Annotated in this window: 25 protein-coding genes and 1 pseudogene; 9 read left to right on the top strand and 17 right to left on the bottom strand. The window is 44.0% G+C overall.

All coding sequences use genetic code 11. From position 1 onward, the window contains the following. The first annotated feature begins 32 nt into the window (after positions 1-32). The 5 genes and pseudogenes from IPP74_07030 to IPP74_07010 all read left to right on the top strand — a co-directional run bounded on the left by IPP74_07030 (position 33) and on the right by IPP74_07010 (position 5,896). Positions 33-1,114 (top strand): annotated as a pseudogene (locus tag IPP74_07030) (saccharopine dehydrogenase NADP-binding domain-containing protein). Further along, positions 1,092-2,657: an aldehyde dehydrogenase family protein gene (locus IPP74_07025; protein MBL0319025.1), complete on the top strand. Its 1,566-nt coding sequence runs from the start codon at positions 1,092-1,094 to the stop codon at positions 2,655-2,657. Before IPP74_07030 ends, IPP74_07025 begins: the two are co-directional and overlap by 23 nt. After that, positions 2,654-4,474, top strand: a complete 1,821-nt coding sequence (locus IPP74_07020; GenBank protein MBL0319024.1) for an ABC transporter ATP-binding protein — start codon at positions 2,654-2,656, stop codon at positions 4,472-4,474. The genes IPP74_07025 and IPP74_07020 overlap by 4 nt, the downstream gene beginning before the upstream one ends. A 205-nt stretch (positions 4,475-4,679) precedes the next feature. Next, positions 4,680-5,240: a cytochrome b gene (locus tag IPP74_07015; protein MBL0319023.1), complete on the top strand. Its 561-nt coding sequence runs from the start codon at positions 4,680-4,682 to the stop codon at positions 5,238-5,240. Continuing rightward, positions 5,216-5,896: a YceI family protein gene (locus tag IPP74_07010; protein ID MBL0319022.1), complete on the top strand. Its 681-nt coding sequence runs from the start codon at positions 5,216-5,218 to the stop codon at positions 5,894-5,896. Before IPP74_07015 ends, IPP74_07010 begins: the two co-directional genes overlap by 25 nt. Before the next feature lie 148 nt (positions 5,897-6,044). Here IPP74_07010 and lepA read toward each other — a convergent pair whose 3' ends face one another. The 5 genes from lepA to rpmI all read right to left on the bottom strand — a co-directional run bounded on the left by lepA (position 6,045) and on the right by rpmI (position 12,026). Further along, entirely contained in the window at positions 6,045-7,853 is a 1,809-nt protein-coding gene (gene lepA, locus IPP74_07005) for an elongation factor 4 (protein MBL0319021.1), read from the bottom strand. A 10-nt stretch (positions 7,854-7,863) separates the two neighbouring features. Further along, a complete protein-coding gene (locus tag IPP74_07000) occupies positions 7,864-10,248 on the bottom strand; it encodes a phenylalanine--tRNA ligase subunit beta (protein ID MBL0319020.1) in 2,385 nt (794 codons plus the stop codon). Further along, on the bottom strand, positions 10,245-11,318 hold the full coding sequence (gene pheS, locus IPP74_06995; protein MBL0319019.1) for a phenylalanine--tRNA ligase subunit alpha: 1,074 nt from the start codon (positions 11,316-11,318) through the stop codon (positions 10,245-10,247). The genes IPP74_07000 and pheS overlap by 4 nt, the downstream gene beginning before the upstream one ends. A 128-nt stretch (positions 11,319-11,446) precedes the next feature. Next, positions 11,447-11,806 carry a 50S ribosomal protein L20 gene (gene rplT, locus IPP74_06990; protein MBL0319018.1) on the bottom strand — a complete coding sequence of 120 codons (360 nt, stop codon included), beginning with the start codon at positions 11,804-11,806 and terminating at the stop codon, positions 11,447-11,449. Between the two features lie 19 nt (positions 11,807-11,825). Further along, on the bottom strand, positions 11,826-12,026 hold the full coding sequence (gene rpmI, locus IPP74_06985) for a 50S ribosomal protein L35 (GenBank protein ID MBL0319017.1): 201 nt from the start codon (positions 12,024-12,026) through the stop codon (positions 11,826-11,828). A gap of 212 nt (positions 12,027-12,238) precedes the next feature. Between rpmI and IPP74_06980 the strand changes: the two genes are divergently transcribed. Further along, positions 12,239-13,048, top strand: a complete 810-nt coding sequence (locus IPP74_06980) for a hypothetical protein (GenBank protein ID MBL0319016.1) — start codon at positions 12,239-12,241, stop codon at positions 13,046-13,048. A gap of 621 nt (positions 13,049-13,669) precedes the next feature. Next, positions 13,670-14,023, top strand: coding sequence for a TfoX/Sxy family protein (locus IPP74_06975; protein ID MBL0319015.1), 354 nt, complete (start codon positions 13,670-13,672; stop codon positions 14,021-14,023). Positions 14,024-14,652: 629 nt separating this feature from the next. Here the strand turns inward: IPP74_06975 and IPP74_06970 are convergent. Then, positions 14,653-15,789 (bottom strand): 3-dehydroquinate synthase, encoded by a 1,137-nt coding sequence (locus tag IPP74_06970; GenBank protein ID MBL0319014.1) that lies wholly within the window; start codon positions 15,787-15,789, stop codon positions 14,653-14,655. Then, a complete protein-coding gene (locus tag IPP74_06965) occupies positions 15,767-16,276 on the bottom strand; it encodes a shikimate kinase (GenBank protein ID MBL0319013.1) in 510 nt (169 codons plus the stop codon). The genes IPP74_06970 and IPP74_06965 overlap by 23 nt, the downstream gene beginning before the upstream one ends. 322 nt (positions 16,277-16,598) lie before the next feature. Here IPP74_06965 and IPP74_06960 point away from each other — a divergent pair, with 322 nt between their 5' ends. After that, positions 16,599-18,338 (top strand): hypothetical protein, encoded by a 1,740-nt coding sequence (locus tag IPP74_06960; protein ID MBL0319012.1) that lies wholly within the window; start codon positions 16,599-16,601, stop codon positions 18,336-18,338. 10 nt (positions 18,339-18,348) lie between these two features. Next, positions 18,349-19,293 carry a tyrosine recombinase gene (locus IPP74_06955; protein MBL0319011.1) on the top strand — a complete coding sequence of 315 codons (945 nt, stop codon included), beginning with the start codon at positions 18,349-18,351 and terminating at the stop codon, positions 19,291-19,293. Between the two features lie 268 nt (positions 19,294-19,561). On the opposite strand, the gene IPP74_06950 is transcribed toward IPP74_06955, so the two are convergent. The 10 genes from IPP74_06950 to IPP74_06905 all read right to left on the bottom strand — a co-directional run bounded on the left by IPP74_06950 (position 19,562) and on the right by IPP74_06905 (position 23,508). Further along, positions 19,562-19,786: a hemagglutinin repeat-containing protein gene (locus IPP74_06950; GenBank protein ID MBL0319010.1), complete on the bottom strand. Its 225-nt coding sequence runs from the start codon at positions 19,784-19,786 to the stop codon at positions 19,562-19,564. Then, positions 19,783-20,001, bottom strand: a complete 219-nt coding sequence (locus tag IPP74_06945) for a hemagglutinin repeat-containing protein (GenBank protein MBL0319009.1) — start codon at positions 19,999-20,001, stop codon at positions 19,783-19,785. The genes IPP74_06950 and IPP74_06945 overlap by 4 nt, the downstream gene beginning before the upstream one ends. Next, on the bottom strand, positions 19,988-20,329 hold the full coding sequence (locus IPP74_06940) for a hypothetical protein (GenBank protein MBL0319008.1): 342 nt from the start codon (positions 20,327-20,329) through the stop codon (positions 19,988-19,990). The genes IPP74_06945 and IPP74_06940 overlap by 14 nt, the downstream gene beginning before the upstream one ends. Positions 20,330-20,506: 177 nt before the next feature. Beyond that, the gene (locus IPP74_06935) at positions 20,507-20,842 is read right to left on the bottom strand and encodes a hypothetical protein (protein MBL0319007.1); all 336 of its coding nucleotides are present in this window, start codon (positions 20,840-20,842) and stop codon (positions 20,507-20,509) included. Then, on the bottom strand, positions 20,803-20,985 hold the full coding sequence (locus IPP74_06930) for a hypothetical protein (GenBank protein MBL0319006.1): 183 nt from the start codon (positions 20,983-20,985) through the stop codon (positions 20,803-20,805). The genes IPP74_06935 and IPP74_06930 overlap by 40 nt, the downstream gene beginning before the upstream one ends. Before the next feature lie 265 nt (positions 20,986-21,250). Beyond that, on the bottom strand, positions 21,251-21,619 hold the full coding sequence (locus IPP74_06925; GenBank protein ID MBL0319005.1) for a barstar family protein: 369 nt from the start codon (positions 21,617-21,619) through the stop codon (positions 21,251-21,253). 52 nt (positions 21,620-21,671) lie between these two features. Then, positions 21,672-22,091, bottom strand: coding sequence for a ribonuclease (locus IPP74_06920; protein MBL0319004.1), 420 nt, complete (start codon positions 22,089-22,091; stop codon positions 21,672-21,674). Positions 22,092-22,265: 174 nt separating this feature from the next. After that, positions 22,266-22,745, bottom strand: coding sequence for a hypothetical protein (locus IPP74_06915; GenBank protein MBL0319003.1), 480 nt, complete (start codon positions 22,743-22,745; stop codon positions 22,266-22,268). A 212-nt stretch (positions 22,746-22,957) separates the two neighbouring features. Then, positions 22,958-23,209 carry a hypothetical protein gene (locus tag IPP74_06910; GenBank protein MBL0319002.1) on the bottom strand — a complete coding sequence of 84 codons (252 nt, stop codon included), beginning with the start codon at positions 23,207-23,209 and terminating at the stop codon, positions 22,958-22,960. Then, on the bottom strand, positions 23,206-23,508 hold the full coding sequence (locus IPP74_06905; GenBank protein ID MBL0319001.1) for a hypothetical protein: 303 nt from the start codon (positions 23,506-23,508) through the stop codon (positions 23,206-23,208). The genes IPP74_06910 and IPP74_06905 overlap by 4 nt, the downstream gene beginning before the upstream one ends. Positions 23,509-23,771 lie beyond the last annotated feature (263 nt).

Raw genomic sequence — 23,771 nt, 5'->3', positions numbered from 1 at the left:
GCACTGCCATCAAGGTGCTGCGGAGTATTGCTATGGCTGGATCTTTATTTAAACATGTTACTGTTATAGGCCTCGGAAAAGTAGGCTCCTTGGTTGCCACCTTGCTGCAACGCAGTGGGTTTGAAGTGGTTACGTTTGATCAGTCACCTTCGGCTATTGCCGGCATTACCCATCATCGAGGCTTTGTCAGCGATCACAAGAAAATGCACCAACTTTTATCACAAACCCAGGCGGTTGTGTCCTGCCTGCCTTATCACCTCAATCTTGAAATTGCCAAAAATGCGTATGAACTCGGCATTCATTATTTTGATTTAACCGAAGATGTCGAAACCACCCGCCAAATTCGTACCATGGCCAGAGACAGCAAAGGCGTCATGGCCCCTCAATGCGGGTTAGCCCCCGGATTCATCGCCATTGTCGGCGCCCATTTAACGCATGGGTTTGAATCCATCCGCTCGATTGAATTGCGCGTAGGCGCCCTGCCGCAAAACCCTAAAGGGATGATAGGCTATGCGTTCAACTGGTCGCCCGAAGGGGTGGTTAATGAGTATCTCAATGATTGCGAAGTCATCCGTGAAGGCAAAAACACCTTTATCCCAGCCATGCAGGATGTTGAAAACATCGTCATTCAGGGTGTTCAGCTGGAAGCATTTTCGACTTCTGGCGGATTAGGCACGATGTGCGAAACCTATCTGAACCAGGTTTCAGAGCTGAATTATAAAACTCTACGTTATCCTGGGCATTTCAAAACCATGGTCTGCTTCTTCCATGAATTGCGTTTAAAGAAAACCGCCGGCTAGCTGGAGAAATTTTAGTCAATGCTAAACCACCCGTGAATGACGATGTCGTTTATGTTCATGCCGCCACAGAAGGCTACCGCGATAAACAATTATTCCGCGAAGAATTTGTGCGCCGTTATTATCCGATTACCCTGGATGACAAAAGCTGGCGAGCCATTTCCTGGACAACTGCAGCATCGGTTGTAGCCGTCGTGGAACTCGTCAATCACGGATCGCTGCCCAGTAAAGGATTTATCAAGCAGGAAACCATCCCCTTTGATGCGTTCCTTAAAACCAAAGCCGGAGAACTTTATGCCACAGCACCGCTTGCATGATCTGTTGCAGCAGGCACTGAAGCAACTGAACCTCGATATCAGCACCTTCCATGGTTCACAAATCACCGTCGTATCACCGATTGATGGAGGCATTCTTGCGCGATTACGTGGTGACAATGCCAAATCGATAGAAGCCAACATTCAACAGGCCAAAAAAACGTTTGTTTCGTGGCGGCTAGTGCCGGCACCGCTGCGGGGCGAAGTCGTGCGTCACTATGGTAATATGTTACGCCAACACAAAGAAGCGCTGGCTACATTGGTTACATTAGAATCTGGAAAAATCAGGGAAGAAGCACGTGGCGAAGTGCAGGAAATGATTGATATCTGCGATTACGCGGCAGGCCTATCTCGTTCACTGCATGGGCTGACCCTACCTTCTGAACGCCAGCAGCACACACTACAGGAAAACTGGCATCCACTTGGTGTGGTTGGCATTATTTCAGCCTTTAATTTTCCTACAGCTGTTTGGGCGTGGAATGCAGCTCTTGCACTTGTTTGCGGCAATACAGTCGTGTGGAAACCTTCGCTTAAAACACCTTTGTCGGCACTAGCCTCCCAAGCCTTGTTGCAGCGCGCATATGAAGCTCTTAATAATCCAAACCTTCCTCCTTTCGTGGGTATTTCCGATGTCATTCTGGGCGATGTCGATGCAGCCAACCACCTTGCCAAAAGCCATGATATCGCCTTAGTTAGCGCCACAGGAAGTTGCAAAATGGGTTATTCGATCGGACAGATGGTTGCCGCCAGGCTAGGGCGATCACTGCTTGAACTAGGCGGTAATAATGGGGTGGTCATCACGCCCTCGGCCAATCTTGACATTGCCATGCCGTCACTTTTATTTGGCGCAGTCGGTACCGCCGGCCAACGCTGCACCACCATCCGTCGCGCCATCGTTCACCACTCAATTATCAACGACGTCACCGAGCAACTAAAACAATCTTATCAATCGATGATTACCCGTCATCTGGGCAATCCGCTGGATAATCATATCTTAATCGGCCCACTGATTGGCGAACACAGTTTTCTGCAGATGCAGCAAGCCCTTGCTGATGCGTCGACTCAGGGTGGAAAAATCTCGTTTGGGAAACGCCGACATGATTCAGATTTTGCCGGCGGTTATTATGTGGAGCCTGCTTTAGTGAATATGCCGAAGCAAACCGCTATCGTCACTCAAGAAACATTTGCACCGATACTCTACATCATGCCTTATCACGATTTAGAAGAAGCAGTCGCCATCCATAATGCCGTTCCACAAGGATTATCTTCTGCCATTTTCAGCCAGGATATCCATGAAATAGAATATTTCAAACATCACAGCGATTGCGGCATCGTTAATGTTAATATCGGCACCAGCGGTGCTGAGATAGGCGGAGCCTTCGGCGGCGAAAAAGAAACAGGCGGCGGACGCGAATCAGGATCTGATTCGTGGAAAGCCTATATGCGCAGGCAAACCTCAACAACATATTGGGGCGAAACAAAACCAGCCCTGGCACAAGGCATCCATTTTGATCCTTCATCTCCATCACAAGGAAGGAACCCATGACGGTCACAGCGTCTTCACCCACCTTTCCTGTTGCGCCGCCGACCGACCTTGGTCAATTTTTGTGGCATTTTATTCTTCGTCAAAAAACTGCTTTTTTCCTGCTGATGTTTTTTCATTGTGCCTGGGCTGTTGATCAAACGATTTTACCATTTGCTTTTAAAATGCTTACGGAACGGATGATTGCCTATAAGGGCGATTTTTCCGATGTGCTTTCTTATATCGGCTTCCCTTTATTTTTGGGGGCGAGCATCTGGCTTTATTCCGAATGCTGCTATCGCTGCTTTGATTATTTGCAGGCCATTACCTTTCCTAAATTCCAGGCACATATGCGCCTGGTGATGGTACAGTATGTACAGGGCCATTCATATTCGTATTTTGCCGACCATTTTGCCGGTAGTCTCGCTAATAAAATTAATGATCTGCCGCAAAGCGCGACCCGTATTTTGCAAACGATGTTAATCATTTTTATTCCGGCATCGCTTGCCTTGATGATCGCGCTTATCATTTTCTGCCTGCTCCATCCGCTGTTTGCTGCTATTTTATTTGTATGGGTCAGCCTTCATATTGGTATTGCCATACTCAATGCCCGCAAAGCTAACCATTTATCACGCATCCATTCTGAAAGCCGCAGCGTGTTAATCGGCAAGATTGTCGATAGCTTGGTGAATCATATCAATGTGCGCATTTTTGCCAGGCAAAAGCACGAACTCGACATTATCGACCAATACCAAACCGATGAACAGCATAAATATAAAGCAGCGATGATGGTCCTCTTTAAAATCCGCTTGTTGCAGGGCGTCACCTGTTTCGTGATGATTGGCGTGGGATTGATGTCGGTACTTATTTATTGCTGGAGCCATCAGATTATCTCCGTTAGCGATGTCGTCTATATTTTTTATACATCCTGGGGAATCACCGTTATGGCCTGGTATGCCGGCTCTGAACTTCCTTCTTTTTATAATGATTTAGGCACGTGCAAACAGGCGCTTTCGATTATGAAAGCCCAGCATAGCGTCATTGATCTAGCCGATGCCCAACCTTTGGTGGTTACCAAAGGAAAAATTGTGTTTGATAATGTCACCTTCCACTACCGCCGTAACAATAATTTATTCAATAATAAAACGGTAACACTCGAAGCCGGGCAGAAAGTTGGATTAGTTGGTTTTTCAGGCAGCGGCAAAACAACCTTCGTCAATTTGATCATGCGTTTCTTTGATATAGATGGTGGCCGGATTCTCATCGATGACCAGGATATTAAGCATATGACACTGGAATCGATTCGTCAGAATATTGCGCTTATTCCACAAAGCCCAAGCCTCTTCCATCGTTCTATTATGGATAATATCCGTTATGGCAAACTTGATGCTTCCGACCAAGACGTCATAGACGCCGCAAAACGTGCCCATTGCCATGAATTTGTCTCAGATATGGAAGATGGTTATGACACATTGGTAGGCGAGCGTGGCATGAAATGTTCTGAAGGGCAACGTCAGCGTATCGCCATTGCTAGAGCTTTCTTAAAAAATGCACCCATTCTTATTTTAGATGAGGCCACCAGCGCACTTGATTCAATGACTGAACATTATATTCAAGACAGTTTAAAAGAATTGATGGATAAACGCACAACATTAGTGATCGCACACCGATTATCAACGCTTGCTGATATGGATCGTATCCTTGTCTTCAAAGAAGGACAAATTATTGAAGATGGCAGCCATATGCAACTCATCTCCCAGCACGGGCATTATGCACTCATGTGGCATATGCAAGCCGGTGGGTTCCTTCCCGATGATCACTTGCTTAAACAAGCTGGTTGAGCCATAATGGTATGGTGGATGATCAGGGGAAATATTATGTTTAAACGATATGTATTACTATGCGTAAACATTATACTTTCCTCAGCAAACGCTTATGCCCAAAGCAAAATCTATACCCATCGCCCCTACCCATACCCATATTGTATGGATGATTGAAGCAGAAGCGCAGGCCAAATAACAAACAGAGAATGAGACAGAGCATTTTATGAGCATTTATAATACAACAAATCAATACGGCATTATTGCCAAGACATTTCACTGGGGAATGGCCCTACTGATTTTTGGCATGATAGGCATTGGCTTATGGATGGCCGATCTGCCCGATTCTCTTTTTAAATTACAGATTTATTTTTGGCATATATCCTTTGGTGTTCTAGTATTATTCCTTGTCTGTGCCAGACTCTTATGGAGATGGACCAACCCACGCCCCTTGCTGCCCACCACGTTAAAACAATGGCAGATTGATGCCGTGCATGTAGGACATACGCTCCTGTATTTCATGATGTTTTTAATGCCTCTCAGTGGCTGGTTGATGACATCAAGCGCCGGATTTGACGTTTCTTTTTTCAAATTATTTAATCTGCCTACCATATTAAAACCGCAAAAAGCCTTGTTTGAAATTTTTAGCACAATCCATGAAATAGGAGCCTTCGCATTAATCGGCCTCATTGCAGGCCATATTGGCGCAGCATTGCTTCATCATTTTTATTTCAAAGATACTATTTTAAGACGGATGCTCCCATGGCCAGACAAAAAACAATCCTAGCCCTCTTTTGCCTTTCGTGTATCATCGGCTTTTCACCATTTTGTTATGCCGCACGTCCTGCAGACAATGATGCCACCGTGTCTAAAGAGCCGCTGCCATCACCGGTCCATTTTGTGATCGAAAAAAAATCAAGTACGGTTGAGTTTGAAGCAAAGCAGCAGGATGTTCCCACGCGCGGCGTCTTCCCAGTAGAAGGAACCATTGATTTTGATCCCAATCAACCGGAAAAAAGTTCCATTCATGTTACGGTTCCCATCGCCGCTCTCAAGATCTCATTAAAAGACGCCAGAGATCTATTATTCAGCCCAGATTGGCTTGATCCAGAACGCTATCCGGTTGCCACGTTCCAGTCACAAACGATTGAGAAATTGAACGATACACATTTTATTGTGAATGGCCATTTAACGATCCGCAATAACGCCCTTCCAGTGAGATTTCAATTTACCCTGGATACCTTTAATCGTAACGTCGCTGATGCCCACACGCTTCTGAATATTAGCCGTTTGGAATATAATGTCGGCAAAGGTCAATGGCGCGACACGAAATCGATTGCCGAAAAAGTCCAACTCACCATCGTCATCCATGCCATAGGGCCAGGCGAACCCAGGCGTTTAAAAAATTGGTTTGGGTTAAAGAAACCCACGACTCACAAATAAAATAGTGACGTGGCCGATACCGTAGTTCTTAATAAAACACATAAGCAGGCTAACCATCATTAATTGGGCATCCCTAGATCACGGGCCAATTAACTGATCCATCCATTTTTGGAGAGTTACTTGATTCATTCACTAGAAAAATTATGAACTAATCCCCATCTCCAACTTTCAACGCAGCAATAAACGCACTCTGTGGAATTTCAACGTTACCCACATTACGCATCCGCTTTTTACCTTTTTTCTGTTTATCTAATAATTTACGTTTACGGCTAACGTCACCACCATAACATTTAGCAGTTACATCTTTACGCATGGCGCTGATGGTTTCGCGGGCGATCACCTTGCCGCCAATGGCCGCCTGCACGGCAATTTTAAACATCTGCCTTGGAATCAGGTCTTTTAAACGGTTGCATAATTCGCGGCCTCGGCCTTCGGCACGGCTGCGGTGAACAATGATCGACAACGCATCAACCGGTTCGGCATTCACTAAAATGGTGAGCTTAACCAAAGGACCTTCTTCGTAACCATCTAATTCCCAATCAAAACTAGCGTAACCACGTGAGCAGGATTTTAACCGGTCATGAAAATCATAGACCACTTCATTGAGAGGCATCCGGTAAATCAACATCGCCCGAACCCCCACATAGGTGAGTTCTTTTTGCACACCACGCTTGTCATTGCACAGTGATAATACAGCCCCCAGATAATCATCTGGTACGAAAATCGTTGCCAGGATCCACGGCTCCTCAATCATTTGAATTTGGATAGGATCTGGCATATCCGCAGGATTATGGATGCTCACCATCGTGCCATCGATCAAATGGACATTATACGCCACACTAGGGGCCGTGGTAATAAGATCAAGATCAAATTCTCTCTCTAACCTCTCTTGCACAATTTCTAAATGCAGCAATCCCAAAAAGCCACAACGGAAACCAAAGCCCAGCGCACCAGACGTTTCCTGCTCATACGAAAAACTAGCATCATTGAGATGGAGTTTGGCGAGGCTTTCTTTGAGTTTATCAAAATCGGAGGCATCTGCTGGATACAAGCTACAGAAAACCACAGGTTGACTCGCTTTAAATCCAGGAAGTGCTTGCGCACATTGGCGTTTTTCTTCGGTGATCGTATCACCCACATTACAGTCAGCCACTTGTTTGATCGAAGCGGTAAAAAATCCGACTTCACCCGGACGCAATTCACCAGTCATCACTTTTTTAGGAGTAAATACACCCACGCTGTCGATGGTGTGGATAGCGCCATTGGACATCATCACCACTTTCATCCCTTTGCGAAGCACACCGTCAATCACACGCACCAGAATAATGACACCCAGATACACATCATACCAGCTATCCACCAGCAATGCTTGCAGTGGCGCTTCTGCATCACCTTTGCGCGGCGCAGGTAAGCGGGTAATGATTGCCTCTAACACATCTTTAATACCAAGGCCAGTTTTGGCTGATATCAACACGGCATCCTGAGCAGGCAAACCAATCACATCTTCAATCTGCTGGATGACGCGGTCGCAATCAGCCGCAGGCAAATCAATTTTATTCAGTACAGGAACAATTTCATGATCATTTTCAATCGCAGAATACACATTCGCCAATGTTTGCGCTTCCACACCCTGGGTAGAATCAACCACCAGCAATGACCCTTCACACGCAGCCAGGCAACGGCTTACTTCATAAGCAAAGTCTACGTGGCCAGGCGTATCCATGAGGTTAAGGATATAGGTGTTGCCATCATCAGCCTGGTAGGTAAGACGAACGGTTTGCGCTTTAATGGTGATGCCACGCTCCTGCTCGATATCCATACTATCCAATACCTGCTGCGACATCTCACGTTTCTCAAGTCCGCCGCATTTTTCAATGATACGATCGGCCAGGGTCGATTTACCATGGTCAATATGGGCAATGATAGAGAAGTTCCGAATCTTACTAATATCGGTCATAGATTTCCTTTTATCCGCGTAATACGCCTTGGCACTGCTTGCTGACATTATCGATAATGAGCTGCGATACCTGGTTAATTTCTTGATCGGTTAATGTTTTATCTTTAGGAGTCAATGTAACCGAAAACGCCACTGACTTTTTGCCGGGTTCAATGCCTTTACCTTTGTACACATCAAAAATGGTTACCTGGGTAATTAATTGTTTTTCTGCACTGCGAACACTACGCAATAATTGTTCTGCCGAAATAGCGTCATCCAACATAAAGGCAAAATCGCGATCCACTTTTTGGAATTCCGACAACACCAGACGAGGTTTGGTTCTAGTTGCCTTTACTTTGGCTGCAGGAATATGATCGAGGATACATTCAAATGCCACCACTGCCATTGGTAAATCAAACGCATCACGGATGGCCGGATGAATTTCTCCAAAATAACCTAAAACTGCTTTACCCAGTTTAATGCAGCCGCTACGTCCAGGATGATACCAGCTTGGCGTGTCGGTCGTCACGGACAGATTTTCTGTAGGAATACCCGAAGCTTCAATCAATGCAAAAATATCGGCCTTGGCATCAAATACATCAACTATACGCGCACCTTGATGAGGCTGCTGCCGATCATGCTGGCCAGAACGTAAACCGGCCATCACGGATTGCTGTTTGGTTGCTTCAGCTAAAAACACCGGGCCACTTTCAAAAAGGGCAAGATCACTAAAGCCCCGATTATGGTTACGCTTCATCACATCGAGCATGTGCGGAATAATCGTTTGGCGCATCACATCTAAATCGGCGCTGATGGGATTACGTAAGGTTAATGCAGGTACAACAGGATGAAATTTCTGTGCTGTCTGTGACGACATGAACGACCAGCTTACCATTTCCATCATGCCCCGTGCCGCCAGTAAATGCCTTAACATCCAGTGACGATTTTGCTGTGGAGTAGCAACCGGTTGTGTCCGCTCGGCAATGCCTGGCAATAATGTTTCTTCGATATGATGATAGCCATAAATACGGCTCACTTCTTCAACGATGTCAGCCTCGCCGTCAATATCGGGACGCCAGGTAGGAACCTTCAGGCTCAGCGTGCCATTACCTTTATCGGTTACGACAAAACCCAACGCGTTGATAATACGCGCAATAACTTCAACCGATGCCCTTACTCCTCCTAAGGAGTAAACACGCTCCATGTTAAATTCAATTATTTTATCCCGTGACGGTGCTGTTCCTGCAATAACCAACTCACTGGCTTCACCACCGCAGAGCTCTAAAATCAATTGCGATGTTAAAGCAGCGGCATCCATCATAAAGACGGGATCAACATTGCGCTCGAAACGATAGCGCGAATCTGTATGAATTCCTAATTTACGGCCGCTGGTTGCCACATGCGCAGGATCAAAATAGGCAATCTCCAAAAAAGCCTCTGTGGTGTTTTCATCGCAACCACTGGCTTCACTGCCGATCACACCGCCAACAGCTTGAACATTGGCTTGGTCAGCAATGACCGTTAAACCGCCGGGAAGAATCGCTTCTTTATGCTGAAGGGTCGTTAGTTTTTCGCCTTCATTGGATAAACGCACATCGAGCTGCCCCTGTAATTTTTTAACATCATACACATGCAACGGACGATTATAGGTATAGGCGATATAATTGGTGATATCAACCAATGCCGATAATGGCTTAAGGCCAATGGCCTGCAACCGTTGTTGCATCCATAAAGGGCTTTGTTTGTTTGTTAGATGTCTAAAATACCGCCCGATAAAATAGGGGCAATGCGGATTATTCAAGGTCACGTTAACAGGTGAACTACCTTTGCCTGAAATCTCAGGAATACTCAATGTCTTAAGTGTCCCTAACCCTGCCGCAGCAAGATCACGTGCTATCCCATACACCCCCAGGCAATCGCCGCGATTGGGAGTAATGGCAACTTCAATGACCGGATCATTCAAACCGGCAAACGCAGCATAGGGCTGACCTACCTGTGCATGGGCAGGCAATTCCATGATCCCATCGCCGTCTTCGCCTAAACTCAATTCTGCAGCAGAACACAGCATACCATTGCTGTTAACCCCACGGATAGAAGAGGCTTTAATTTCTAATTTATTGGAGGGAATAATCGCACCAATAGGTGCCATCACCACTTTAATGCCAGCACGAGCATTGGGTGCCCCGCAGACAATCTGTAACGTTTCGTGCCCGTTAAACACGTTGCAGACGCGCAAACGTTCTGCCTGCGGATGTGGCTCGGCCTCTTTAATTTCAGCAATCATAAAGGGTGCCAACTGCGCACGGTCATCCAGTGACTCAACTTCTAAACCAACACGAGTCAGCATATCAGCTATGTCAGCCAGGGACGCATCCGTTTCTAAATAATCTTTTAACCACGATAAGGTGAATTTCATACGGTTAACCCCCTGATCATATCGGGAATAGAAAAACTCTCAAATCCATAATGCTGCAACCAGCGCACATCACCATCATAAAACGTGCGTAAGTCTGGAATGCCATATTTTAACATAGCCAACCGTTCAACACCCATACCTAAAGCAAATCCCTGATACTCATTCGGATCAAGTCCAACATTACGAAGCACATTGGAATGAACCATACCGCATCCCAGAATTTCCATAAAACGGTTACCCTGGCCAATCACAATCTGGCCATTATCGATTTTATAACCAATATCCACCTCAGCCGAAGGCTCGGTAAAAGGAAAGAAATTAGCGCGAAAGCGGGTTTCAATCTGATCAGTTTCAAAAAATTGTTTGAGAAACCGCACAATCGTGCCTTTTAAATGGCCCATATGGATATTGGGCTCAATTACCAGCGCTTCGATTTGATGGAACATCGGCGTGTGGGTTGCATCATAATCACTGCGATACGTACGTCCGGGAGCAATAAATCGAAAGGGCGGCTTACCCGCTTCCATGGTACGTATCTGCACCGATGACGTGTGAGTTCGAAGCACCAAGGGCGCGCCCTGCTCATCGCACCCATTGAGGTAAAACGTGTCTTGCATTTCACGTGCCGGATGGTTCGGAGGAATATTTAAAGCAGTAAAATTATGGAAGTCATCTTCGATGCTCGGGCCTTCAGCGACGGTAAAACCCATTTGTCCAAAAATAGCAGTAACTTCTTCGATCACCTGGGAGATGGGATGGATTTTGCCTCGGGTTTCAATCCGCGGCTGCAACGTTACATCTTCCCTTTCGCCAGCTAATTTGGCATTCAGGGCTTCCTGCTGCAGCATTAATTTTTTAGCATCCAATGCTTTGGTTGCTTCATCCTTCATGACATTGATTTTAGCACCGAACGCTTTGCGTTCTTCCGCAGGCAGCGAACCCACTTGCTTCATGAGGTCGGTAATTTTCCCATTTTTACCCAGATATTCTACCCTTACTTTTTCAAGGGCATCTAAGGTTGCAGCGCTGGCTGTGGCTGCTAAGGCTTCCTGAAGATGATTATCACTCATTGGCATCCCTATCGTTATGATCCTCAACACTATAATCGCACTAACGCTTTAGTGCTATCGAAATTATCACATGTTGCATACACAAAAGGCGCCCTAGGGCGCCTTTTGATTATTCTTTATTTCGAGGCTTACGCAGCGCGGGCAGACTTTGCTTGCTCAACGATCGCCTTGAAAGCTTCCGGCTGGGCAATAGCCATGTTAGACAACACTTTACGGTCTAACTGGATTCCTGCTTTATTCAAGCCATCAATGAACTGTGAGTAGGTAATTCCACACTCACGTACCGCTGCATTGATGCGAACAATCCACAAGCCACGGAAATCTGATTTTTTAGCCTTACGGTCGCGATATGCGTAACGTAATGCTTTTTCAACTTTATCCTGAGCTATTTTATAGCAATTCTTAGCACGGCCACGATAGCCTTTAGCCATTTTCAGAATTTTTTTGTGACGTACTTTTTTGGTGACACCGCGTTTAACACGAGACATAACATACTACCTTTTTAAATTAACCACCGTAAGGGAGGTATTGTTTGATTCTAGCTGCATCTGCATCAGCAACCAAAACAGTACCGCGAGCATTACGGATTACTTTCTGAGAACGCTTACGCATATTGTGGCGCTTATTCGCCTGGTTACGTTTTGCCTTACCAGAGCCAGTGAAGCTAAAACGCTTTTTAGCGCTGCTTTTTGATTTCATTTTGGCCATGACTTATCCTTTTCAAAATTCAAGACAGAAGGAACGTTTTACTACGAAGTGAACCCAATTGCAAGAGGGAAATCGCGAAATACTCCACTTTAGTATCAGAGGTTTAAACTATAGGCTCGTTTTAAACGCTAATCAACCCCATAAAATAAATTGAAAATAAATTGAAAATAAAGTAAGATTAGTTGATCTACATTGAGACTTATTATACTTTTATGACAATTTTAAAGTCACTCTTCAAGCCACATGACGACCATGAAAAAATTATGGAGCGGCTTGCCGAGTTCGAACACACCCTGACTCACCTTCGCCTTAAACTCCTTGGCTATCTGGAACATCAGCAGCGGCATACCGCCTTAGACAAAGAGGCACACGAAGAAGAACAAATTGCCCGCATTGTATACGAAGAATTCATCCATCGCCTCAAAGACGCTCAAGAACACATTGAATCCCTTACCAAAGAAATAGAGCAACAAGCCGAACATTTAGCCTTGGCGGCGGAGTCTATGTCTTATCTTACACCCCAGAACGAACTTCCATCTGCCTCCCATAGCCATGAGCAACCTCATTTTGTTGAACAACTCATCGCCAGCGGCTATCTCTCTCATCATCTTCTTCACCCTACACACGCAGCCACAGAACAAACCTTAGCAGGCTCCCACGAATCCCATAGCGCCCAATCACATTCTCCCGAGCTACACAAGCCAGAATCACACACATTCGAAGCAAACTCAACAGAGCACACCGCAAAAATGCCTGAACACCACCATGAGCATCAACACGAGACAACCCATCATCATGACCATCATGCTGTGGAACATTTACTCCATTCTCACGAAAACCAAAATGGTATTGCAGCCCATCACGAACACCATAAAGCCCATCATTTTGTTGATGACCTTTTAGCACATGGATACCAGCATCATGAGCACGGGGAACACGAGCATGTAAATCCCCTCATTAATTCGCCCGCTAAAGCCGCCAGAGAAAGCGCTTTCAGTAAAACCAACATGGTGACACATTAATCCTGTGCATAATTTCATATAACGGATGGATAGAGATGGATAAAGGCGGATTTATCGTTGTGCATCTACATAAAATTGAGGCGAATCATTGTTCGACTGCATGGAATGCAAGCAGTCAGGGGGTCGATTCCGCTTTGGCACCACCAAATTTCTGTTCAACTGTTTTTTTATTCGGCTACAGTAGGTTAAATGTTCACCTGCGTGAGCTTTCATTTATATGATATAGAACAGAGGATCTATCATGGATAGAGAAACCCAAGTCTAAGCCAATGTCAAAACCAACATTGCGTGCAAGAGCCAATAAAGTTAAGGACTTTAGGTGCAAAAACTTGATCGCAGTCATTGAGAATCCCGAGGATATCTGCAATATTGGGATTATCGAAAGCCTCAATTTAGGGACATCTTCTGGCATCGTATTGTATGAGATCACAAAGCAGCGGCGCATATTTCAGACCAATCTGAAAAAGAAGATTATGGCTAAAAAACTAAATGCACAGTGAAGCATTATTTTTCAAACATCCATACGATGCTTTTGCCTAGCTCGTTAGGATCAATCTCAACCAAGTCGTCTTGCGATGTTAGCAATTTTATTTTCCCATTTTACAGCTTATAATACCTAGCATGAGTAGAGAATTTTGCGAATACCTCATTGACCAGCTGTCTTCGTGGGCAAATGTTACTGTCCGATCGATGTTTGGCGGCTTTGGAGTTTATCGGTCTGGGCAGATATTTGGGATTGTTATTGACGATACGCTGTATTTAAAGACGGACGATACGAATCGCCCTGATTATGAAGCCGCCAGTTCTGAACCCTTTACCTATGAAGCAAAGGGAAAAAGACATAGCCTTTCCTACTGGATTGTACCTTCTGATGTTATGGATGACCAAGAGGCATTAGCCGATTGGGCAGAAAAGGCATACCAAGCTGGGTTACGGGCTCCCAAAAGTAAGCCTAAGAAGAAACCTAGGCGGTGATAGATTTATATCACCATTGTGGGTTAGCGACTGAAAATGAAAAAACACATTTGACTAACATGAAAATGCGCTGGTCATTTGATAGATGCGCTTCGCATCTATCTGGAAGCCTTTAAAAGTATGGGATATTTCCACTCTCAATGAGGTTTCAAGGAAATACAATAATTGAGGCTTCAAGGAAATACAATAATTTTTTATTGATTCTTAAGATAGCAAATATATAATATATCTATAGGTGGGGACGCCGTGAATGGCATCCCCTAGCAGCTTAAAGGGTCCTTAAAATTTTTACGATTTCAAGAATGACCGTCAAGACCGGCAAGGTTGCTTGTAACAACCTTGCCACTTTCTTGAGTATCGATTCTAACTTCATCAGATTTCTCCTTATAAGTGTTAAACCAATCCTGCAAGCAGGCAAGGTGTAAGGCAAGAACCTTATACCTATAGTCGTATCCTGCAATGCAGAATGACCAAGGGGCTTCCTTGGTTGGCGCAACGATATAATTGTAATTTATGAAAGTCAACTTAGCTTTGTAGTTGAAAATAAAAATAGTCTATGTCGCGCTCCCCGAAATCTGGACCACGGATTGTCAAAAAAACTCACATTAAAAAAACGCTGTGAATATCTTTTAACATGATAAAAGATCAGAACATATTACATCCCTGGCAGCTTCCATCGCCACATCTTTAGCGATAAACCCTTCGCCAATTTTTTTAACTAAAATAAACACCAATTTGCCCTGATCTACTTTTTTATCCTGCGCCATTGAGGTCATGATAGCATCCACATCCCATTCCCATTGAATATCTTTAAGGGATGTTGGCAAACCGATATCCTGCATGTGACGAATAAACCGTGTGGCCAGCGCTTCTTCGCAATAGCCTAAGCGTACTGACAGGGTAAACGCATGGGCCATCCCGATTGAAACCCCCTCACCATGCAGTAACACATTAGAATAACCCGAAACGGCTTCATAGGCATGGCCAAATGTGTGCCCCAGATTAAGCAATGCTCGAACATTACTTTCGCGCTCGTCTTTTGCTACGATCTCGGCCTTACATACACAGCTGTGTTTAATGGCATAACGCAACGCTTCGGGCTGACGATCGCGCAGCGCCTGTTTATGTTCATCCAGCCAATCAAAAAATTCGCCTTTGGCAATGGCCCCGTATTTAACCACTTCCGCATAGCCAGCCAGAAATTCACGCTGAGGTAACGTATTGAGCACATCGGTGTCAATCACGACCAGTTCCGGTTGATAGAACGTTCCCACCAGATTTTTGCCATGCCCGGTATTGATCCCGGTTTTTCCACCAACTGAGCTATCTACCTGCGATAACAAGGTGGTTGGAATCTGAATAAAAGGAACGCCACGCAATAAAATAGATGCCACAAAACCGGTTAAATCACCGACCACCCCACCGCCCAGTGCAATGATAGCCACCTTACGTTCGGGGCGTTGGTCCAATATCTCATTTAAAAGTGTTTCAACGGTGGAAAAACGTTTACTTTGTTCACCCGCTTCCACCACACAGGTATAAAAGGGTAATGACGCTTTTTTAAGTGACGCTTCCAATGTTGGCAAATGCAACGAGGCAACATTGGAATCGGTTATGATAAAGAAGGCCTGGAAGGCAACTTTGTCCTTCAGTATCGTTCCCATTTCCGGCAATAAACCATCACCAATCAATATGTCGTAACTTCTATCGTTTAAATCGACAGTAACGGTGTCTTTAACCAGGTTATTCTGCATGCTCACTTCCATTCATTTTAAAATAATCATCAAGTGCATCAAGGATACGTTTGACTACCGGCTCTGGGGTATCATCGTTACTTAACACGGTGATATCTGCCTCAGCATAGACAGGATAACGCTTTTCCATCAATGCAACCAATGTTTTTCGCTTATCTTCTACCTCCAGCAGCGGACGGTTATTTTTACGGGTTATGCGGTCGTAGATAATATCTAAATCTGCTTTCAACCATACCGAGATAGCCTTTTTCTTAATGATACCACGCAATTCGGGCTGGATAAATGCCCCTCCACCTGAGGCCAGCACATGGGGATCGGTCTCCAGCACGCTGTTAATCACCCGCTGCTCTATGGTACGAAAATAAGGCTCGCCTTTTTCAGCAAAAATTTCAGAAATGCTCATGCCTTCTTGTTCTTCAATCTCACTATCGGCATCGACAAACGACATCCGTAATTTGCGGGCAAGCGGCCGACCCACTACCGTTTTTCCAGCACCCATCAGCCCTACAAGCACGATTGGTTTTCTGATGTTCCTTAGCTGGTATAAACTCACATTATCTCCTGGTGGGTGGGCATCTGGTCAAAATCTGGATAAGGATTCTTACCAAATGCCGCTAGGCTTGTCATGCGTTATATGATAAAGTATTTGGAGAAATTAGTGAATCATTAAAGAAGGTAAGATTATGATATGGAAAATTGGATTGGTTGCTGTGTTGATCGGAATAGGCGCTTTGGCTTTTGTGCTCTCAAAAGAGGTTCCTGCCCCAACACAAGACATCGCCAAAACTCTGGATAGCAAAACCCTGATGAAGAATTAACGGATGCGGCATTGGTTCCTGGTATTAAGTCTTATGTTGGTAACGACTGCCTCGGCCTTTGCTGGACCCTCAGCCGGAGAGGAAAAAACGACGACCACCTCCCCCAGCCGCTTTGATGTTTTATTTGAAGGGCTGAAACGCGATGCACCCGTCGTGAATACAGGGTTGTCGGATATCCCACTTGATAATATCGGGCTCTATAAAAATGGACCTCAGCTTGACCATCTGTGGGCGGGGATGGATGAAGGCGATATCCAGGACGCATTGTCTCAACTTAAACCGCTTTCTGCTACCCCGCTTGTGCATAATCTCAAGGTTATGCTCCTGGTGAACAATATTGATTTGCCTGCCACCAACCGCACCGATCACGCTTTATTCATCTTGCGTATCCAACAGCTGATGCTGATGGGCGAGTTTGAGGATGCCCAGCAATTGCTTAAGCGCATTCCGAACTATCAAAACAATGTGATGCTGTCACAATTGCAAACGGAAATTTTGTTGCTGCAAACGCGCTACCGTGAAGCTTGTGAAATCATCGCCCAGCAATTTGAACATACACCGACACTCCCTTTCTGGCGTTTTGCCTCGCTGGCTTGCACGCTCAATAATAAAGACATGGATAAAGCACAGTTGGGTTATGGCCTTCTGGAAGAAGATCACTTATTGCCAGGCGGTGCCCTGGGTAACGTGCTGGAACAAGCTGTTTTTAACAAGAAAAAAGGCATCGTCCTGGATGCTGATTCCAGCAGAAGCCCTTTAGTACTGGCGTTTATTGGCCTTGGTAATATTCCGGTTAACGTCAGCCATCCCGAAACGTTTCCTCCAGCTGCCTTAATGTTGATTACGTCCACATTCACCGCAGATCCAAAAACAAAAATTACCGCCGGAGAATTATTATTAGGAACAGGCCATTACCCACCATCGTCCTTGTTGGCTCTTTATCAAGCACTCCCGAATCCAGCCCCAGCCAAAAAAGCAAAAAAACAACCAACGCTTGATGCCCTTAGCTTACGCAGCCAATATGCCAAACGTCTTGCAGAATCATTGCCACCGGTTGAGAGCTTACGTTATATTGGCAAAATATATCATGATTACAGGCAGGCCGGTTTGTTATGGCAGGGCCTTACCTATATTGCCGATCGTGCCAATGATTTTCAAATTGATCCCCCGCTCCCAGCTGACGTATTGCCAGCAACGGCCGCAATTTTTAGAACCCTTATGCTTGCGCAAAAGGATTTACAAGTCAGCCATTGGCTTGACCTGGTTGCCACCCAGCCACTAACGGGCGCTATCAGCAGTGACATGGCCAAACTTCGCATTGGTGCACAAGCCATACAAAAACCCGAAGGGGCATCGGTGAGCACCATCGACATTACCACCTGGGAACAATGGTCACATAGCTTACCTACCGACCAGCAGCAGCCCTATATGCGGTTTATCTACCAATTGTTGAAGGCACTAAAAACCCAGATTCCTGGCGAGGCGCAGAACCAAACACAAACACTCGATATTGCATCCGATACGCTCATCACCCATGACCTTGATGCGTCATTCCCGCTAAATTTTCCCGCTAAAACCATCTTGCTGGCGATCAATGTTATGGAACAAAAGCCAACACCGCACCATTATCCGTTGGCACTCGCCGATATCGTTAAAGCATTTTACGCGATGGGATTAAAACAAGAAGCTTCGGAACTGGCCCGCATCGCGATCATTTACACGTCTCAAACAACCATTGATTAATAGGTTGGTCATGAACGCCGACATTTATTTAGTTGAATCCTTTTTAGATATGATGGTTGCCGAAAGGGCCGCTACGCCCAATACCATCGATTCGTACCGCCGTGATCTTCTGGCCTTCCTGCAATTTTGCCATAAAGAACAGACATCAATCATCGCCATCGAAGCAGATAAACTGCGGCGTTATTTTACGAAACAAAGTAAACAAAAAATGGCTTCGTCTACCTCAAGCCGACATTTATCTGCTCTTCGCCAATTTTATCACTTCTTGCTGTCTGAAAATCACATCCAGGTCGATCCGACCATTGCCGTTGAGCATCAACGCAAACAACGCCCCTTACCACACGCCCTGAGCGAAGACGATATCAACCTACTGCTTAGCACCGCCCATAGCGATGAATCCATTGCTGGACTCCGCTTTTCAACCCTGCTTGAAATTCTTTATGCCACCGGTTTACGTGTGACTGAATTACTCAGCCTCACCCACTCCATGATTCGTATTGGCGCCGATGGTCAGATAGTTCCTTTTTTAGTGGTAGAAGGAAAAGGACGTAAAGAACGGCTTGTTCCGCTTCATGATAAAGCTATCGTGATGCTAAAAAAGTACCTATCCCTGCGCGATGCAACCCCCACCAATCCCTATTTATTCCCCATCGACCCCAATCGAGGAGCTAAACCCACCAAACAAAAAAAGCAAAGCAAAGGTCATATGACACGCCAACGTTTTGGACAATTGCTGAAAGACCTTGCACTTCGTGCCAATGTCGACCCTGACCGCGTCTCACCGCACGTCATTCGCCACAGTTTTGCCAGCCATTTGTTACATCACGGCGCCGATTTACGCACGATCCAAACATTACTGGGGCATTCAAGCATTACCACTACACAAATTTATACGCATATTGTGGATCAACAATTACGGGATTATGTATTGTCATGCCATCCGCTTGCCAATTAAGCTTGATAATCGTCCTTGTATTGTTAGAACTGTAAGACGCTCTAACATAGGCTAAGATGACTTAGCGCGTCGATTATCATTACCCAGAAACATAAAAAGCCATGTCCATTCTTAAGTCCATCCTCCTGTCTTCGTCAATGGGACACCCGAAACGAGCTTTTAGAGATTGATCAACTTTTTTTGATCTGCAGATAAGTGGTTAAATATGGTTATATCTTTCACTGATGCTGGTAGCTTGAACGAGGCATAAAAGATGGTTTTTGAGAGCTTACCCAATGCGGTGTTGATCGCGAAACCAAAAGCAGTTATAAAAAGAACTCAAGACTCTACTTCTAACTGGTACATCAATTGGGAGCACGTCACCCGCTTCGATATAAGAGCCTTTCACGCCGATATCATCTGCCGCATTCATGGTAACGTTTCCACCTGCCACCAAGGTTGAACCGCGGTTGGTCACCTGGTCTGTGCGGTGAATTTGCGTGCTGCTGCTCATGAAGCCGCTTTATGGCTAACCGTCTCCATGTAATAATACTCATCTACCGAGCTGATATTAATATCTTGGGCATTCAGGTTGATATTTTGTGCCGCCTGCACATCACTGCCCAAAATATCCAACTGGTCATGGGCATTGAGCGTCATCGAGCCTTTACTGGAAAGGGTCGCCGCATTCTGCACCGTCAACTCACGGTGGGATTTAATCGGCCCCAAAATCTTTATCAGAGAGAATAAACTCGCGTGATTGCTTCTTATTGTCAAAATCTTTCCACCTGACAATTAATTTTCCACGGGCATTAGATGCCACGACGTAGCCTACTTCTCGTGTGCCGCCGAAATACATCTCACCAAGACGGGAGAGCTTGCTACCTTCCAGAGTGCATTCAATGTCGTTATACATTCGCAAAGTTCGAAGCTCTGTGGATTGGTTAGCTTGAGTATTTTTCATAGAATCCAAGCTTCCCACAGAATTTTGAGATTGACAGGCACACATGAATCCCGCCAGAAGAACGATTCCTAATTCTTTATAATAGTGCTTCATATTGATTCCTTATTTAGATAATTATTTACGAATTATCAGTGCTGTTTATCAGCATATTTCACACTGTCCGCCAAATATTGTTTTTCATATTCTGCACGCAAGTTTGCTAGTTTTTCGTTGTTTGCTTTTTCTCGCTGCTTGTGTGCTTCAGTCAATGTTCCATCTTCCCTCATTTTCTTATATATCCGTCTGAAGCCCAAAAGCATCTTGAATCTTCTGAATCATACGCCACCGCTCTTGTGCATGAGGGTATTGGTATGTAATACACATACCATCTTGTCTAAATTCGAATTTAATATCTTCACTTGCTCCCTTTTTTTCCAATATTGGGAAATTCTCTTTGGTAATTTCAATTTCCGCCCGAAATTTTTCATGTTTGGCATTTTCCCAGGTTAAAACAGCCGTACCATAAGCCTCTCTCGTATGCTGAATCCATTGGCTTTGTGATGTATAGCTTCCAGAACCGAAACTACCTATTTGGCCCCCAATGGGTAAGAATTTACTCCGCCCCACTCTAGTTCAATATTAAAAATTCTGTCATCGCTCATATTTAAATAACCAACCGAAGGTAAATATGTTCCCTTCATAAACGCGCAGGCTGCACATAACCAAAAGATTAAAACCAATGCAAAAATATATTGGGTTGTTTTATTCATCTAATTTCCTCTGTTATAGTTCATTTCTTTATTGTCCGTTTGGATAATACGTATCTCGTCCGTCATTTGAGCCTATAGGCAATGTTTCAACCTGGATATAGGTATTATATACTTTTTTATGGGCCAATTTTTAGGGAGCACCTCACTTCAATCAACGAATTAAACATTATTTCTTCTCCATTGACCGTCCACCTGTTATCTGCAGCAAACTCTATTTTATTAAAATTAGATATAAATGAGTTGACGCCCCGGCTTTAGCGGACGTTTACATATCAAATAGAATATTACTTTTAAAAAAAATTTCAAAAATATGAATATCACTCTCGTGCCAACTCCTCACGGAATCCTGCAATATTTTTAAATATATCTTCAAATTATCAGAAGATATATCAGGCAGATTTTCATGTATTAAAATAATTTTATACGAGCTAATCCAGTGAAAGTCACACAAACAATCATATAGAGCATTCCAATTAAATCCAAAATAACCCGGAAACTTAAAAGATTCGCTTAGATAGTTTAACAGCTGAGACTCACTAGTAATTTCCTTTCCAATTCTTACGACAAATGCATCATGTGTATCGATGGCTGACAAGTCATCAATAAAATTAAAAGCGAAATCACCAACAGTCATCCCATCCTCACTCTAACGTCTTCCAACTCTAACACATCCCATACTACGCATGTCATTTACTTTTTATTGGTATAAAAGAATGATAATGGTCGGGAGTGTAATACGCTTCTCCCTCTTTTCGAACAACAATCCTTTGGGGCCCAGGTCCATTGATTCCTGGAGTGGGGACAACGCACTCAGTATAATAGCCTGAAGGCTCTGAAGGAAGCAATTCTATTCCGTCAACAGGATAATTATTAAAAGTAGTGCCATCATTCTTGTATGGATATTTCTGACCCGCCGCAATCCTGTCAAGCGTTGGATTAAGATCCACGATACCCTGGTAAGTTTGTCCTGTTTTTTGATCTGTAATATTAACACCGCTTACATAGCCTGTATCAATATTATAAAGAATTGAAGAATCATATCCATCCGGTATCTCAAACCCCGGCAGTGTATTATCATAGTCACTGTCGGCAGGATAAATTTCCACAGATGATCCCGATGTTGGAATCTCAAATCCAGGTAATGTATTATCATACCCAGGGAAACTTAATCCAGGATCTTTCGGAAGGGTGCTGCCGTCATGAGAGCTGTAACACTCTAAATCGATATAGTGTTCGCGTCGATTCTTAAATTCATGGATTATCCTGAGCAGTTTTATCCTTCACAATTTCTCTAATATCTCACCGCATTTCCCCGTGACATACGCTTCAATGTGTTTCGCTAAATTGGGAATATCTGTATTTGCTAATTTTCCCCATTCTGGTTCATACTTCGCGATGTAGTATTCTGAACTAGCAAGACGTTCATTCAAGCCTTCAGGGGCATATTTTTTACCCTCACGCGCGTATTCATCCACTCTTTTAGGCAAAATGCACCAATTAATCCCTCCCAAAGCTTTAACTCTATATTTGATATGCCATTCAACACTGCCCTTATAAGATTCAACTGCTTCAACAATCGCTTGATCAATCATTTGATTTGGTTTTTTAAATCTCCAAGAAAAATGACGAGGATATGAATCATAATTTCTTTCAGGATGCCTTTCTTTTTCCTCAGTTACAAATCCTCCCCCATGTGACCAGGATAATTGTCCAAATCGTGATATAATTTTTATCAATGGTGATTCTTCAATATGAAACATGGTAACCTATTTAAAACTTTTTAATATTAACCCCGCCAGGATTTAGTCCATTGATATGTTTTATCCAATCTCCATAAGGTACCGGCTGAGATGATAATCTTGGATCGTAAACATATTGACCATCTGTGTAAACTTCATGATAGACAAATGGTTCAAGTGCTCCATTTTCATAACCAATAAGTTCTTTTGAATTTGATGATGTAACTTCGATATTAATTCAAGACAAATTTTCTCCAAGGATGTTCTAATAAATCTCTCTTCACAGCGTATCTTAAGAATTGATGCTGATTCCGTGTTGCCAAATCTAAATCAGAGATGTCTTCTGGGCTTTCCCACTCTGATTCACAATCTTCACATAAAACAAAAAAATGAACCGGAGATGTATTCTCAATAGCAATTAATAGGCGTCCTTGTCTACAAACAGGACGGACTTCTCTAATTTTTGCACAGTCATTATTCATCATGATTTGGGACCTTTAGGGGTTGGCAATCCGTTTCCTGGGTATGCAGCAATAACCTGATTCGTTCCATGGACAGTAATTATAGTAACCGTATCTAAGTTTTGTCCTTGTCCAGAATATCCTCCAGCATAGCCTGAATTTTGTCTTGGTACCACATAGATATCTGCACCATTGACTGTGACTGGCTTTATACCCTCTGTTTGCGCAATACTCCAAGCATCATTAGCTATACTTACAGGATCACCATAAAAAACTCCCTGAATTTCTTTTTGAAAATTGGGATATCCATGCTGTTCTATCACATGGTTTACTCGATCTTCCCCGGACTTACTCGTTAACGACCAATCTAACGGATCTTGATTGGTTAAGATGCTTATTCCTGTACCTTTCGGCGTCGATCATTGGTATTTCTATAATTGATAATTAGATTATTTTCTCATCAAGTTTTTTTGAATATATTCTGCTATTCCTATTGATTATTCTTATGAGTTCATCTTTATCAGATCCTGAAAGGTGATTAATAAATGCCAGGAGCAATAAAACGTGTTCCTAGTTTTTTAAGCAA

It is taken from the genome of Alphaproteobacteria bacterium, assembly GCA_016722515.1.
Taxonomy (GTDB): domain Bacteria; phylum Pseudomonadota; class Alphaproteobacteria; order Rickettsiales; family JADKJE01; genus JADKJE01.
The sequence above is the reverse complement of the archived record's forward strand: the minus strand, read 5'-3'. Positions and strand labels throughout refer to the sequence as shown.